The sequence below is a fragment of the Rubrobacter marinus genome, from assembly GCF_011492965.1.
Classification (GTDB): domain Bacteria; phylum Actinomycetota; class Rubrobacteria; order Rubrobacterales; family Rubrobacteraceae; genus Rubrobacter_F; species Rubrobacter_F marinus.
On sequence record NZ_CP045122.1, the window covers coordinates 94,437 to 108,809 of the forward strand.

Annotated in this window: 16 protein-coding genes; 8 read left to right on the forward strand and 8 right to left on the reverse strand. The window is 68.8% G+C overall.

Annotation, left to right across the window (positions count from 1 at the left end; genetic code table 11):
• Positions 1-87: 87 nt before the first annotated feature.
• The 8 genes from GBA65_RS21735 (at position 88) to GBA65_RS21765 (ending at position 7,501) form a co-directional block, all read left to right on the forward strand.
• Positions 88-858, forward strand: a complete 771-nt coding sequence (locus GBA65_RS21735; RefSeq protein WP_228282064.1) for a DUF4396 domain-containing protein — start codon at positions 88-90, stop codon at positions 856-858.
• Positions 859-1,319: 461 nt separating this feature from the next.
• A complete protein-coding gene (locus GBA65_RS21740) occupies positions 1,320-2,084 on the forward strand; it encodes a DUF305 domain-containing protein (protein ID WP_166398723.1) in 765 nt (254 codons plus the stop codon).
• An 81-nt stretch (positions 2,085-2,165) separates the two neighbouring features.
• A complete protein-coding gene (locus GBA65_RS21745; protein WP_166398724.1) occupies positions 2,166-2,882 on the forward strand; it encodes a response regulator transcription factor in 717 nt (238 codons plus the stop codon).
• Positions 2,863-4,086: a sensor histidine kinase gene (locus tag GBA65_RS21750; RefSeq protein ID WP_166398725.1), complete on the forward strand. Its 1,224-nt coding sequence runs from the start codon at positions 2,863-2,865 to the stop codon at positions 4,084-4,086. The genes GBA65_RS21745 and GBA65_RS21750 overlap by 20 nt, the downstream gene beginning before the upstream one ends.
• Positions 4,083-4,421 carry a DUF2933 domain-containing protein gene (locus GBA65_RS21755; protein ID WP_166398726.1) on the forward strand — a complete coding sequence of 113 codons (339 nt, stop codon included), beginning with the start codon at positions 4,083-4,085 and terminating at the stop codon, positions 4,419-4,421. The genes GBA65_RS21750 and GBA65_RS21755 overlap by 4 nt, the downstream gene beginning before the upstream one ends.
• A gap of 1 nt (position 4,422) precedes the next feature.
• Positions 4,423-5,364 carry a beta propeller repeat protein gene (locus GBA65_RS21760; RefSeq protein ID WP_166398727.1) on the forward strand — a complete coding sequence of 314 codons (942 nt, stop codon included), beginning with the start codon at positions 4,423-4,425 and terminating at the stop codon, positions 5,362-5,364.
• A 796-nt stretch (positions 5,365-6,160) separates the two neighbouring features.
• Positions 6,161-6,292 carry a hypothetical protein gene (locus GBA65_RS25670; RefSeq protein ID WP_266096636.1) on the forward strand — a complete coding sequence of 44 codons (132 nt, stop codon included), beginning with the start codon at positions 6,161-6,163 and terminating at the stop codon, positions 6,290-6,292.
• Positions 6,293-6,556: 264 nt separating this feature from the next.
• Positions 6,557-7,501, forward strand: a complete 945-nt coding sequence (locus GBA65_RS21765) for a helix-turn-helix transcriptional regulator (RefSeq protein WP_266096637.1) — start codon at positions 6,557-6,559, stop codon at positions 7,499-7,501.
• Positions 7,502-7,517: 16 nt separating this feature from the next.
• Here the strand turns inward: GBA65_RS21765 and GBA65_RS21770 are convergent, their stop codons facing one another.
• The 8 genes from GBA65_RS21770 to GBA65_RS21805 all read right to left on the reverse strand — a co-directional run bounded on the left by GBA65_RS21770 (position 7,518) and on the right by GBA65_RS21805 (position 14,372).
• Positions 7,518-7,802: a hypothetical protein gene (locus tag GBA65_RS21770; protein WP_166398729.1), complete on the reverse strand. Its 285-nt coding sequence runs from the start codon at positions 7,800-7,802 to the stop codon at positions 7,518-7,520.
• 296 nt (positions 7,803-8,098) lie between these two features.
• The gene (locus GBA65_RS21775; protein WP_166398730.1) at positions 8,099-9,103 is read right to left on the reverse strand and encodes a copper resistance D family protein; all 1,005 of its coding nucleotides are present in this window, start codon (positions 9,101-9,103) and stop codon (positions 8,099-8,101) included.
• Between the two features lie 33 nt (positions 9,104-9,136).
• Entirely contained in the window at positions 9,137-9,661 is a 525-nt protein-coding gene (locus tag GBA65_RS21780) for a copper resistance CopC family protein (RefSeq protein WP_166398731.1), read from the reverse strand.
• Positions 9,662-9,718: 57 nt separating this feature from the next.
• Entirely contained in the window at positions 9,719-10,348 is a 630-nt protein-coding gene (locus GBA65_RS21785; RefSeq protein ID WP_166398732.1) for a DUF1775 domain-containing protein, read from the reverse strand.
• 89 nt (positions 10,349-10,437) lie between these two features.
• A complete protein-coding gene (locus tag GBA65_RS21790) occupies positions 10,438-11,082 on the reverse strand; it encodes a response regulator (RefSeq protein ID WP_166398733.1) in 645 nt (214 codons plus the stop codon).
• The gene (locus GBA65_RS21795) at positions 11,079-11,948 is read right to left on the reverse strand and encodes a sensor histidine kinase (protein WP_166398734.1); all 870 of its coding nucleotides are present in this window, start codon (positions 11,946-11,948) and stop codon (positions 11,079-11,081) included. The genes GBA65_RS21790 and GBA65_RS21795 overlap by 4 nt, the downstream gene beginning before the upstream one ends.
• 329 nt (positions 11,949-12,277) lie before the next feature.
• Entirely contained in the window at positions 12,278-12,904 is a 627-nt protein-coding gene (locus GBA65_RS21800; protein ID WP_166398735.1) for a DUF4352 domain-containing protein, read from the reverse strand.
• Between the two features lie 202 nt (positions 12,905-13,106).
• The gene (locus GBA65_RS21805; RefSeq protein ID WP_166398736.1) at positions 13,107-14,372 is read right to left on the reverse strand and encodes an Ig-like domain-containing protein; all 1,266 of its coding nucleotides are present in this window, start codon (positions 14,370-14,372) and stop codon (positions 13,107-13,109) included.
• Position 14,373: the final 1 nt, after the last annotated feature.

A 14,373-nucleotide genomic window follows, 5' to 3' on the forward strand; every position in this document is an offset into this window, starting at 1 on the left:
GATCGACATGCAGCTTTCATGGCTTCTTCACGGATTCTTCACGCAGGACGGCTAAGCTTTTCGGCTCCGAGTTAAGAATAGAGTCGATTGGAGGCGTCGGATGAGGGCAGGCTTCGGGAGAAGGGGTTTCGCGCGATGGACATGAACAACATGGACATGGGCAGCATGGAACCTATGATTCCCGCGTGGTTGACGGTGGTTTCCTGGCTCTTCGTGGGGATCGCGGTGCTGTGCGCGGTCGCGATCCTCTACGACGTTTACGGTCGCGGCTACCGTCAGCGCAACGGGGCCATGGAGGCGGTGTGGCCCATAACCGCTCTCTACCTCGGACCCCTCGGGCTCTGGGCCTACAACCGGTATGGCCGCCCCCGCAGCGACAAGTGGCGGAAGGAGAACGGCGCTCCCCCCGCGAAGAGCCTCCCCGTCGCCGCCGCGACCGGGGGCACCCCGGGCGGCGCCGCCTCGGCGGTAGGACACGTTATAGGCGTGCCGCTCGTCGTCTTCTCCGGCCTGACAATCGCTGGTGAGGCGCTCTGGGTAATGATCCTCGTCATCGCGGTAATCGCCACCCTGCTCCTGTTCGTATTCGAGTACTTCTTCTCGACCGTACCGAAGCGCGGTCTGCGCCGCTCGGGCAAGGGGCTCGGGGTGGCCCTGCTGATAGCGGTCGTAACGGTCCTGGCCTTCGACGTCGGCATGGGCGGCTGGATGCTGGTGATGCACTTCTTGCTCTTCATGCCCCCCCTCACCGACGTCACCTTCCTGTTCCTCATGCAGATCGGGTTGATCCTGGGCTTCCTGACCGGCTACCCGGCGGTGCTGTGGCTCGTCCGGCGCGGCATAAAGACGGCCGCGTGAACGCGGCGAGCCCCAACCTTCCGCCCCTGACAGTTCGGATCTTGGGAGCCCCGTAGTAGCGGCCCCGCGGGCAGGGGAAACCTTCTGGTTTCCCCTGGTGCGTCGCCAGACGTGTTCCTACCGGATCCGGGATGGCCGCCGCAACCGGTCGTCCCTCGTCGGCGCCGCCTCGGGTGAGCGCCAGCCTACCGCTCGCCCCATCGACATCGATCCTTCGCCGGTCCTTCACGGCTTCTTCACGACGGTTGGTTACCTTCATCCGCGAGGACGGCCGAGCCTTCTCGGAGGCTCCAACCCAACGGGAGGAGATAGAAATGAGCGACGCTTCAAACAAAGGGCCGAGGGAGATCTCGCATAGAAGTCTCGCTCCGGACGGCACGGACGCCGCGCGGCACGAGACACCTTCAGAGGAACCGAAGGACGCCGGGAGCGTCGCCGGGGGCCGCTCGAAGGCCAGGCCGGTGGTGGCCGGACTCGTCGCCGCGGCGCTGCTCGTGGTCGGGGGCGGGGCGGTCTACGCCCAGGGCCAGGGGAGCTCGATGATGGGTGGGAACAACGCGGAATCCGGGGCAGACGGCGGTAGCATGGGCGGTATGATGGACGGCGGCCAAATGGGTTCGATGATGGGCGGCGGGGGCGGTGTGGACTCGATGATGAGCGAGGGTATGATGAGCTCGTTCGACGAGGAGCAGCCGTTCGACCTGCAGTTTATCGACGGGATGACGATGCACCACGAGGGCGCGATCGTGTCGAGCGAGCACATGATTTCCGACTCCGAGCGGCCGGAGCTTCGCCGGCTCGCCGAGAACATCCGGCAGAGCCAGTCCGAGCAGGTAAAGCAGATGCAAGCCTGGCGCGAGGAGTGGTACCCCGACGCCGGACGAACCTCCGGGATGCCCGCCGGCATGATGAACGAGGTGATGGGCGACGGCAGCATGATGGAAGGCATGATGGGCGGCTCCTTGCAGGAGACGATGGGTGGCAATGCGACCGACGAGATGTTCTTGCGGATGATGATCCCGCACCACCAGATGGCCGTCGACATGGCCGAGAAGGCGCTGAAAGAGGCCGATCACCCCGAGCTCGGGAAACTCGCCCGAACCATAAGGGACGAGCAGGCGGCGGAGATCGAGCTGATGAAGGGGTACCTGGACGAGATCGAAGCCGCGGGCAATGGGCAGGAAGACCGGAAGCCGGAGGCCGGTGAGCAGCACCACGGGCACTAGGGAGGACGGCCACGGTTCGAGCTCAAGACGGGCTGGAAGGATCACCGGGACCTTGCGGTCGAGGAAGGCGTAGGGCGAGAGATGGGTACGAAGCGCACGATACTGTTGGTCGACGACGAGCCGAAGCTCGTCAAGGTCGTGCGCGAGTACCTCGAACACGACGGCTACCGGGTCGTGAGCGCCGGCGACGGGCGGGAGGCGCTCGTGCGCTTCCGCGAGGCGCGGCCGGACCTAATCGTCCTCGACCTGATGCTGCCGGAGCTGGACGGTTTGGAGGTCTGTCGCCGCCTGCGGCGGGACTCGAACGTCCCGATAATCATGCTGACCGCCCGCGCCGAGGAGGTCGACGAGCTGGTGGGGCTGGAGTTGGGGGCCGACGACTACGTCACCAAGCCCTTCAGCCCGCGGGCCCTGCTGGCCCGCATCCGCTCGGTCCTCCGGCGAGCAAACCCCACCGATAGCGGCGAGGAGACGCTCTCTGCGGGTCCGTTGCGCGTGGACCAGGCAAGGCACGAGGCGACCTGGGAGGGGGCACCGTTGTCGCTCACCCCGACCGAGTTTCGCCTCTTGGCTGCGCTTGCGAGGCGTCCAGGACGGGTTTTCGACCGGCTGATGCTCCTGGAGAGGATCCAGGGCGAGGCGTACGGCGGATACGAGCGCACAATCGACGCGCACGTGAAGAACCTGCGCAAGAAGCTCGCCGCGGTAGGCGGCGAGGCGGCCGCCACCAGCATCGCGACCGTGCCCGGCGTCGGCTACAAGATGGAGGAAGCCCGCCGTGCCCAACCGTCTGCGTAGCTTACAGGCGAAGCTCACGCTCGCCTTCCTCGGGGTCGCCCTCGTCGCGGTGGGGGTGCTCGGACTGCTCGTAGGGAGGGCCTCGAGCGGCGCCTTCGAGGAGTACCTGATGGGCCGCCGGACCGGCGACCTCGGCGCAATGGACCGGATGATGGACGAGATGATGGGATCGCGTGCCAGCCGGGCGGCGATGGAGCAGATGTTCGGTCCCGCCGAGCGCGCCTACCTCGAGGCGATAACCGACTCCTTGTGGATCGGCGGCCTCGTGGCGGCGCTGGCAGCGGTGGGGCTTGGCCTGCTGTTCGCCCGCCGGATCTCCAGCCCGCTACGGGACCTCACCCTGGCCGCCCGGAGGCTGGGCGCCGGGGATTTCGAAGGGCGCGTCCCGGTGAGCGGCAGGCGCGACGAGCTGGGAGAGCTCGCCGAGGCCTTCAACTCGATGGCCGAGGCGGTCGGGCGCCAGGAGACGTTGCGCCGGCGCATGGCCGCCGACATCGCCCACGAGCTGAGGACCCCGCTCGCGGTCATCCAGGCGAACCTTGAGGCCATGCTCGACGGCGTCCGGCCGCTCTCGGTGGAGGAGGTGGCCGACGTACACCGCGAGACCAGGCTACTCTCCCGGCTCATCACCGACCTGCGCGACCTCTCGCTGGCGGAGACTGGGCAGCTTCCCTTACGCAAGGGGGCGACGAATTTGGCCGCGCTGGCGCGCACGAGCGTCGCCCGCTTCGCCTCCCGTGCGAAGGAGAGAGGCGTCCGGCTCGCCGTGGAGATCGCCGAAGACCTGCCGCGGGCGGAGGTGGACCCCCATCGGATCGACCAGGTCTTGGGCAACCTGCTGGACAACGCGCTGAGGCATGCCCCGCCCGGCGGCGAGGTGGCGGTAAGCTTGAAGCCGGTCGCGCAGCACGACGGGGTGAGCGTGACCGTCCGCGACACCGGTCGTGGCATCCCAGAGGAGCACCTCCCCAACGTCTTCGAGCGCTTCTATCGCGCCGACCCCGCCCGCTCGCGCGAGGGCGGGGGAAGTGGGATCGGCCTCGCGGTCGTCAAGCAGCTTATCGAGGCGCACGGGGGCAGGGTATGGGCGGAGAGTATACCCGGCAAGGGCGCGACCTTCGGGTTCTCCCTGCCGACCGAACCGGGCGACCCCAATCCGAGCAGATCCCCAAGGAACACGGTAACAGGAGGTTTAACGGGTTGAAGATGCTGAAGATGTGCCTGAATTGGAAGGTGCTGGTCGGGCTCGGGGCGGTTGCAGTAGGGATCTACGCGGTCGCTCCCGCCACGATGGCAGCTGCTTTCCCCATCCTGGTGCTGGCGGCCTGCCCTCTGTCGATGCTGCTGATGATGAAAGCGATGCACGGGGACCGGAACGCGAGCGCGGTCGGCGGTCCCGAATCGTCCCGCGAAGACCGACTCGCGCGTCTAAAGGCGCAGCAGGCCGCGCTGGACGCGAAGATCGAGGCTTTGGAGCGGGGCAATAAACTTCGATCCTCGGGACGAGCGGACGGCAGCCAGAAGGACGGGAGAAGGTGAATTGAGCAAGACAACGAACGCGAGGGGCGAGAAGACGCGGCGGTCACCGCTGCTTCTCCGGGGGATGCTGGCCGTGCTCGCGCTCGCGGCCCTGATCGCGGCATACGCCTTCCTGACCGGCGGCCCCGGTGCGCCATCGCCAGGGGCGGGCGCGTCCGAACGGCCGCTCGTAGGCGGCGACCTCCACGCGATGACGGTGGATCCCGAAGATCCGGACCGCGTCATGGTCGGCGGTCACGGAGGTGCCGCGATCAGCGAGGACGCCGGGGCGACGTGGCGGCAGATCGACGACCTTGAGGGCGCGGACCCTATGGGTTGGGTCGTCGACCCACGCAATCCCTCGCGGATGTACGCCGGTGGCCACCCGGGCCTCTACCGCTCCGGCGACGGCGGGGAGAGCTGGGAGCGGGACAACTCCGGCTTGCCCGCCACCGACGTACATGGACTCGGCATGGACCCGAGCGATCCCGATACCCTCTACGCTTCCCTCGTCGGCGCGGGCCTCTACCGCAGCCCTAACGCCGGCGAGAGCTGGGAGGCCGTGAACGCCGGGGTCGGCGTCATGGGCCCGATCCTGGTGGACCCTGGCGACCCGAGAACCCTCTACGTCGCCGGAATGGAAGGCGACTTCCTGCGGACCGAGGACGGCGGGAGAACCTGGCGACGCCTCGGCGTCATACCCGGTGGCATGGCGATGTGGGTCTCCCAGAGCGTCGCCGATCCGGCCGTCGTCTACGCTGCGGCAGGCGGCGGGGCCTTTGAGAGCACCGACGGCGGGGAGAGTTGGCGGCCCGTCGGCGAGGGGCTTCCCGCCGGCGTGTCGACCGTCGCAGTCGCCCCAGATAACCCGCGGGTCGTATACGCGGGCGTGCTCGAAGGGGAGGAGGCCCTCGTGTACCGTAGCGGTGACGGCGGGGAGAGCTGGGAGGCGCGGAACGGATGATCGCGCTAGAAGTCGGCGAATGGACCGCCAAGACTTTAAGGATCAGGCGGGCTCCATGCCGGACGCGAATCGCTTGATGGCTCTCCAAACGGAAGATCCAGGCGCTTAGACGGTGGCGGGGGTCGCGCACGGGCGCATTAGCGTGGCAGCCACGACCCTCTACGCGGGGCCGCCGTCGAGGACCTCACCGGCCTCCACTTGGAGGACGCGCCGCCGCTTAACGGCGTGTGCTACCCGTTGCAGGTTGCGGTCACGCCTTTCTCGGGCAGGATTTGTAGCGCGTGCAAGCTTTGACAGGAGCAACACCGGCGAAGAGCGTCCACCGGGACGCCGCACGTTGAGTACCCGTAGTAGGAGGTCGGCATGAAGATCCACGCAAACCCTAACAACGGCGTAGTATGATTGCCAATTGGTCGCTGAGGTGCGCTCTCGAGCCCACCTGAGGCCCCTATGCCCAATCGGGCGGTCCGTACGACCTAGCGGAGGACCTCGCGGCTGCAGCCCCGCTGTTGAAACGGACGGTAACCGGCCGCGGGATGCTGCACATTACCGGCAGGGCTCTGTTTGGGGTCCTGCTCGCCAGATGCGGAGCCGGCGGTTCTGCTGATGACGACGCCACCGCAGGTTCCACGGGACGAGCGAACCCGCACGCTTATCGCCGCCGGATGCGCCGGGCCGATCGTCGGGTACGGGGAGGTCGCGTGCGCCTCTCCTTCGTCTCCGGCAGCATCCGTGGGGACCGGCTGCCTTCTCGGCTCGAAATGCCGAAACCGGGGATCGAGTGTACTTCGAGGGCATGGTGGGTTCCGAGAGGATGGAAGGGGTGGAGGGTCTCGGCTCGGGCGACGGTCGTAGCGGCGGGGCACCGAGCATGGGGGGCAGCCTGAAGGCCGAGAGGGGCAAAGACGTCGTGCCCGGGGACTGGTGAGGTCCCATGGGTGGCAGAGGCCCCCATCCCTGAACGTCCTCGGTGGTCCGTTCCTGCCAAGCCTCGCTGCAGCCGGGCGTTGCGCTGCTGTTGGCCGAGTTTGATCCGTCGAGGCGACGCGGGTTTGTCGACTTTACCCGGCTGAACACCCGTACCGACGGCCGGGCCCCTACGCGTGCTCCGTGCCGGCAGAGGTCCGTGGGGTTGCGGAGCGCTAAAATACCGGTCGTCGAGCGTGAGCTATCTTTCGTGGATGGGAGGAAGGTGTCCCGCGCGGCGAGGCTCTCGGAGCTAATGGTTAGGATACAGGCCAAGCCGAGCTTCACGTCGTGGGAGCTGGCCAAGGAGTTCGGGGTCAGCAGGCAAACGATCCTGCGGGACCTGCGAACGCTCTCGGACAGGGGCGTGCCGCTGCGCTCGACGGGGGGACCGGGCGGTGGGTACTCGCTGTTGCGGGGGTGGCGGTGGCTCTCGCCGTCGTTAACGATGGACGAGGCTCTGGCCTTGATCTTCTCCTACGAAACGCTCGTGCGCTATCCGGTGCACCCCTTCTCGTCCGACGGCGCCTCGGCGGTCGCCAAGCTGCGGACGGCGCTGCCGGAGGAAGCGGCAGACGGGCTCGACCGCCTGCGGCGGCACGTGGCCGTGGTGGGGCCGGTGCCCGAGTACGAGGCGCCGCTGCTCGGGGAGCTCTTCTCCGCGGCGCTCGACGGGACGCACCTCAAGGTCGTCTACGACTCGACGGGGTCCGGGACCTCCGAGCGGGTGATCTTCCCCTTCGGGCTCTACGCCTCGCGGGGGTTCTGGTACTGCGCCTGCTTCGACCACGAGCGGGGCGCCAACGCCTCCATGAGGGCCGATCGCTTCCTCACCGCCGTACGCGTCGAGGGGTACGAGCGCCCCGCCCATGTGCCGCCCGAGGAGCACTGGGCCCATGACGCGGGGGATACGGAGGAGGAGCGGTTACAGCTTCGGGCACGCGTCACCGAGCGGGCATCGAAGAGCGTCGAGCTCGCCTTCATCTTCGGCAGTATCGCGCCCGACGGATGCGGAGGCGGGGTTATCGATGCGGAGATAGCGCGCCGAGGGCTCGACTACTACGCATCGCGGCTCCTGAGCGTCGGGACCGACGTCGTCGTGGAGTCTCCCCCCGAGCTCCGGGCGGCCATTCTCAATAAGGCGAGGGGGGTGGCCGGGCTGTACGGGTAGGGCGCCGAGTCGGGCCTCACGGGCTACGCGTCGGCGCTCCGAGGGTTTCGCCGCGAGTCGATTTGCCACCGAGCCCCTCGAGCGCGCGGTGGGCCTCCTTTGTGCCGCTCTCGACGGTGCCCTCCATCTTGTTTGGGCAGCTGTAGCGCCCGACGTCGGCGAAGTGGATCTGGCCGTCCACCCGCCGCGACAAACGCTTCAGGGCGAGGAGGGCGTGGCCCAGTGACGCGAGAAGTTCGCCCGAGCAGAGCAGCGGGGGCAGGAGCCGGCGCTCGTCCTCCGCCCGCCCTCCAGGCGCCACAGGGTGGGTCAGCGTGCAACCTGGCGGGGACGCGAGGCCCAGGAGCCCAAAGAAGCGACGAGACGCCGTATCCCGTGGTGCCCGGGACCGGCGAGCTGTCTCCTCAGGAGGTCGGCCGCCCCTCGTCCGGAGGGGTCGGCTGCGTAAGGACGGGCCGTCGAGGCCGGCGCCGAACACGATCACGTCTCGCGCGTGAGACCCGCCGATAGGCCGAGCCCGGCGAGCGAGATGTGCCGCTGCTCCTCGGCGTCGCGGTGGGGGGAGGGGGGAGAAGTTCGACGAGGCCGCCGCTCCCTCTAGGTTTCCGTGCCCGGTGGCGGGAGGCTGGTGAGAAAACCCGTCGCCACGAACACCCCAAGCGCCAAGAGGAGTTCGAACATCACCATCCTGCCGAACGGGTCGCGTCCCCTGTCGTGCAGATTGATCGCGCCGACGGCGAGCATCAGCGTCACCATGCCTAGCTTCATGATCAGGGCGCGGCCGTAAGCGGTCTCGACGAGAGCCGAGAGGTCCGGCAGGCGCAGCAACGACGCGTACACCCCCGTGACCACCAGCACCGCTACGGCCGCGGTGGTGACCCTCGAGAAACGGCGCACGGCCCGGCCGAGCACCCGCGCCCTCTCCTCGCGCTGCATGCCGCGGAGCGGCCCGAGCAGGAGCATGGGGAAACCCAGGAGGCCCCCCACCCAGACCGAGCCCGCGATGACGTGCAACCAGTCGGCCATGAGGGTCACGAGGTTTCCTTCGGCGGCGTGGCTCAACTGGGTGAGGGTTATGAGCATGACGCAGCCCGCGCCCAGCAGCACCCACCGGGGGAGGCCCCGCTCGTCGTCGAGCGCCCAAGAGGCGAGGAGCGCGATCAGCGCACCGACCCCTAGCCTGACAAGCCAGACGTGCCCCACCCGGGTCTCGGAGAGCGCCTGCCAGAGGAGCCCGAGGCCGAAGGGTTCGCCAGAGGCCCGCACCGCGTACAACGAGACCTCGACCGCTCCCGCGACCACCAGCAGGCCGAACAGCGCCCATACCCAGCGGCCGAAGGGAGCGAAGATCTTGCCCGCGGCTTCCTCCCGGCTCGCCGGTCTCCACACCAGGGCGGCGAAGACCGGCAGACCGACGAGGAACACGGCCGTCCCGAGCCCCACCCCGTGGGCGAGGCCGGCCGCTATCTCGATGGCGGGGAGCCGCCCGCTCTCCAGGTGCCCCTCCGCGTGCGAACCTTGCGCGCGGGCCACAGGAGCGCCCAGGGCGGCGACGCAGGAGATCGCCCCCGCGGTCGACATCAAACGTACGAGAAGCTTCATGGCCGGCACATCCTACGGTTGACTTCTACGGCGTCATCCCCGGCGAAGCAGCACGAAACCCAATACCACGGCCAGCACGAGACCAATCCCCCCAACGGTCGCGATCGTGCCGCCCGTACCGAAGCCGTCTTCGTCCGGGGCCGCCGGAGCGGCGGGCTCCTCGGCGGCTCCTTCGCCCGCCGCGGCCGCGCTCCGGTCCTCGGCCGCCGCGCTCGCCCGAAACTCGTAGCTGCCGTCTACGGGGTGGCCGTCCGTGGAAGAGATGCGGTACCTCACCTCGTAGGTGCCGCCTGGCAAGCCCTCCCGCAGGTCCACCACGACGGCGTCAGGGTTCTCGGGGTCCACCCGGGCGTTGTCCTCGTCGACGCGCTCGCCCCCGGGGCCGTACACCTCCAGCGGGTTGAACGCCGCTTCCACGGGCTCGTTGAACAGCAGCCGCACCCGGTCAGGGGGATTCTCGAGCGCGGCCCCCTCCTCGGGTAGGCGCTCCACGATCCCGGCGTGCGCGAGGACGGGGGAGGACCACAACACCACCCAGACGGCGGATGCCGCCAACACCGTCGCTGCCCTCCGCGCGACGACGCGCCACGTCCCCCCGTCGCCCCGCGCCACGACTCAGCCCCGGTGCAATCTGGCTCTCGCCGCCAGCAATATAGCCGAGGCGGCCCCCCCCACGGTGGCGAGCAGGAGGAGGAGAAGTATCGCCGGCTGGATTCCGCCCGAGTCCGGCAATCCCTCGGCCGCGGCTCCGGCGGTGTGATCGTCTTCGTGGGCGGCGGTTTCGCCCCCGGGCTCGTCCGAGGCGGAAGGTCCCGAAACGACTTCCACCACGGACGCTGGCGTCTCGGAGTCGGGAGGCCCGGTCCACTCGACCACGCTGCCGTCCTCGTAGGTCACGAACCCGTTCCAGGTGGTCTCGCCTGCGGTCGCGGGCGCCTCGGCCTCGAACACGAACTCCCCCACCTCGTCCGGATCGATCCGTCCGCCGGACCAGACGATCGAGTTGCCCTCCTGCCCGCTCTGCCAACCGGGCGTCTCGGGCACGCTCGTCACCCGAAACCCCTCCGGCACCTCGAGCCTGACCTCCGTGGCGGGCACCTCCTTCTCGCCCGCTGCCTCCAGGGTGAACTCCTCCGACCCGCCCGCGGGGACCTCGGTGGGGGAGACCTCGACGTGCGCGAAGGCCGTTCCGGCGACGCCAAGCACCAGAACCGCGCCGATCAGAAACGTCCACGCTGCCCTCATATCACTCCACCTAGCCTTTGAATATGTGACGGAACTGTATTGAGGGCAGTCTATCCGGCTCGTCTAAGGGAGCAAATGGCCCCAAAGGGCTAATTGTCGAGCCCGAGGAGCCGCCGGGCGTAGAGCGCCAGCTCCACTCGGTTGCTCAGGCCGAGCTTCTTCATGACGCTCTTGACGTGGTTCTTGACGGTCTGCTCGGAGATGTGCAGCGCGGAGGCCACCTGCCTGTTGGTCTTGGCCGCGGCCACGAGGCCCAAAACCTCCCGCTCCCGCGCCGTAAGGACGTGCTCCGGTTCGGGGGGCGGCGCCTTCGCGGCGAACTCCATGACGATCCGTCGGGCCAGTACCCTCGGGACGGCCTCGCCCCGGGCGAGGCTCCGCAGGCCGGCCAGCCACTCCTCCGGCTCGAGGCTCTTCAGAAGGTACCCCTGCGCCCCGTTGGCGATGGCCTCGAAGAGGTCGCCGGCTTCTTCGGAGACGGTGAGCATAACCACCGTCGTGTCGGGCAGCTCGCGCTTTATGAGACGCGTCGCCAACAAACCGTCGCAGCGCGGCATGTTCAGGTCCATCAGGACCAGGTTGGGCCTGAGCTCCCGCGCGAGGGAGACGGCCTCGCGACCGTCTTTCGCCTCGCCGACCACCTCGAACTCGCCGTCCCCATCGAGGAGGGTACGGACGGCCCGCCGAGCGAGCGGGCTGTCGTCGGCTAGGAGGACGCGCCTCCCGGCTTTCATCGGTCCTCCGGCGCGGGCATCCAGACCGTCACACTGGTCCCCGCGCCCGGCGCGGACGAGACCCTGAGCGCCCCGCCGGCCATGAGGGCGCGCTCCTCCATGATGGCGAGGCCGTAGTGGTCCTCCCCGCGCACCGCTCCCGGATCGAACCCGCGGCCACGATCGGTCACCTCGAGCTCCGTCCCTTTGCCTCTTCTCTTCACCGTGACCACCGCGTGCTCGGCGCCGCCGTGCCTCTGGGCGTTGGTCAACGCCTCCTTGACGATCGCGACGAGCTGGCCCTTCACGGCGGCGGGTACACGGGCGTCCTCCGAAACCCTGCAAGTAACGCGGATCTTCAGGCGCTCGGCGGTCTCCCGGGCGGCGCGGCGCATTGCCTCGCCGAAGTCCTCCCCGTCGGCCTGCCGCTTCAGGTCTGAGATCACGGACCTGACGTGGCCGTGCGTCGCGCGCACGTCCTCCCTCACCGCCGCGAGCTCCTGGGTCGCCCCCCCACGGTCACCGGCTGCCACAAGTCCACTTACCTCGTCGAGCCTCACGGTCAGGTAGAACAGCGCCTGGGCGACGCTGTCGTGCATCTCCCGTCCTAAACGCTGTCGCTCGACCAGCACGGCGGCCTCCTCACGGGCCCGAGCTGCCGTGAGGGCGGCTCCGGCGACCATCCCGGAGAAGATGCGCGTGAAGCCGTAGGTGACTCCGCCCACGACGAGGGCCCCAAGCAGGTTCCCCGGCCAGCCGTGGCCCAGCCACGGGGGAAGCACGGGCGCCAGCCACTGGTGGCGCATAAACTCGAAAATTCCTATGGCCAACGTGGGCAGCAAGATCGCGAGCCACCGGACACGGCCAAGATCCGGTATGCCCTCCACGGGCCCTGAATCCTTTACGGTGTGCTCTGCTTGCGTACTCGCCCCTTTCGCCGTCCCATAAAGCCGCGGAGTGCCGGGAAGCCGGCTGCTCTCATGATCCCAGATCACTTCGGCGGCGTCACCGAAGTGGAAGAACCCGGGGCACGCCGCGTAAGGCCGGCGTACCGGTCACCCGACGCCTTCGAGGCCACCGGAAGCCGTTGCGCTTGCGACCATCCAACCTCGGCATGGCCCCGCGTTTGCCGGCGCCACCCGAAGGCTAGACGGGGCCCGGCGGCCGCCTCGCCGACCGCGGGCCGGGGAGGGCTTCGAGAGCGTCGAAGAACCGCTCAGTGCCCGCCGTGGTCTCCGGCTTCGGACGAGCCGGGCTCGAGGTCTAGGGCGACCGGCGTTCCGCCCCCGAAGCTCAGCTTCAGCCCCTTCGCCTCCTCCGGAACCTGGAAGATCATGGTTCCGGAGACCGCGCTCCCTTGCGGGACCGTACCCGGCTCGAGCTCGCCGCGCAGCGGTTTCGTCTCCTTCGTCCCCTCCCCGGTGGCCCTGAAACGGTCCACGGAGTAGTCCAACCCGGCGCTTCCCTGTCCCACGAGGGTAAAGTCCACGCTGAAACGGCGGTAGCCTTTGGGGGTCATGTCCGACACCATCCCCGACATGTTCATCCCTTTCTTGGCGAACTTGTCCATCTGCATCGGCGCCATGTGCTCGGGCGTGACCCCATCCACGCGCATGAGCCCCCCCGGGACCTCCACGTCCTCCCCCACGCTCGCCGGAGCCGGGCCCGCCGCCAAGGAGGAGGAGAAGCCCCAGACGCCGAAGGCCAAGGCGGCGACGGTGGCGAGCACGAGGAGCGCGCCGCCGATCGACCGCGGGCGGCGTCGGGCGCCGCCCGGCTCGGGGACGTCGGCGGCAGCCTCGCGGTCTTTGGGGGTTTCGGTAGGAAGTTGCGTTAGCGGCATGTGGCACGTGCCTTTCGTCGAGCGGGCGCTGCGGCTTACGACCCGAATGATGGCCCGGCGCGCCTCGGCCGCCCTCGCGCAGATGGGCGAACTTTGCCTAGCCCATCTGGGGTAGCCGGACGGCGCACGAAGGCAGAAGCCCGTCTACGCGGAAGGGGGCTCCGTCCGGTACGGACGGAGCCCCCTTCGGGGCGGTGGTTCGTTACCTCACGACCTTGAAGGTCTTTATCGGGCTCGTGTTGGCCGCGTAGTTGGCGTTGCCGGGGAAGGCGACGCTGACCGTGTAGGTCCCGACGGCGGTCGGCTTGTAGGAGAAGTTGTACTTCGAGCCGCTCAGGGGGACGACCTTGGCGTTCACGACCGTCGTCGTGCCGCGCTTGATGGTGACCTTCACGGAGCCCGTGGTGTTCGGCGTGACCGCGCCCGTGACGGGCCGCGACTGGCCGAGCTTGAGGGCCGTCGTCGCCGTGGTGTTGGAGACCGCGGCCTTCACCCCGACCGCCTTGACCGGGCTCTGGGAGGCCTCGTACCCGACCCTCGGGTCGCCCGCGAAGCGCACCCGGTACTCGGTGTTCTTCTGGGGGACGATGTCGGCGAAGCTGTAGGCGCCGCCGGCGGCGGTGTCGGCGCGCTTCACCTCGGAGAAGGCCGCGGCGCCGGCCGGCTTGTGCTCGAGGATGACCTGCCTGCCCACGACCGCGTCCTGGCCGCGCATGAGCTTGCCGGAGAGCGTGATGGCCTTGCCGCTGTCCACCGTAGCGGGGGCGCTCAGGCCGAGGCTGGTTGCGGAGGCGGCGATCTCGAGCGGGAGGATCGGGTGGTTCCCGTTGGCCCGCGGGTCGTCCACGTCCCTGAGCTGCGTCGGGTCGAGGGCGCCGGAGGCCGGGTTCGGGTAGACCCGCATGATGCCCCAGAGGCCGCCCCACAAGTGCCAGCCGTTGCTGCTGGTGCCGTAGCTGTAGTCGCCGACGGCTCGGCCCGGGCCGCCCGCGCTGCCGAGCTTGAGGTTGAAGGTGCTCCCCACGCTGATGCCGCCCTGGGTGCCGATCCGGTTGGAGTTCGGGTCGTCGGGGTGGGACATCCAGGAGTGCCCGGAGACCTGGAAGGTGTTCTGGCGCGGCTTGTCGGAGCCCTGCAGGACCCGCATCCTCACCTTGTCGCCGGCGAAGGCCCGGAAGATCGGGGTGTCGGGGTCGCCGTGGGCCTTGGAGTTGAAGACGTTCGCCATCTTCTGCCCGTCCATGCCCGTCTCGGGGATGTCCCCGATGCGGTTGACGAACGGGGCGTTGCGGTAGTTGAAGCCCTTTTCGCCCTGGTCCTCGGCATCCATCGGCTCGCCGTCGGGCTCCTCGGGGGTCGGCGGGTGATCCAGCGGGTCCTCGATGATCGCCCCTTGGGCGTTGCGGAGGTTCAGGCCGTCCTGGAAGAAGGTCGTGAACTCGCGGAAGTCGTTCCCCTCGCCGGGCACC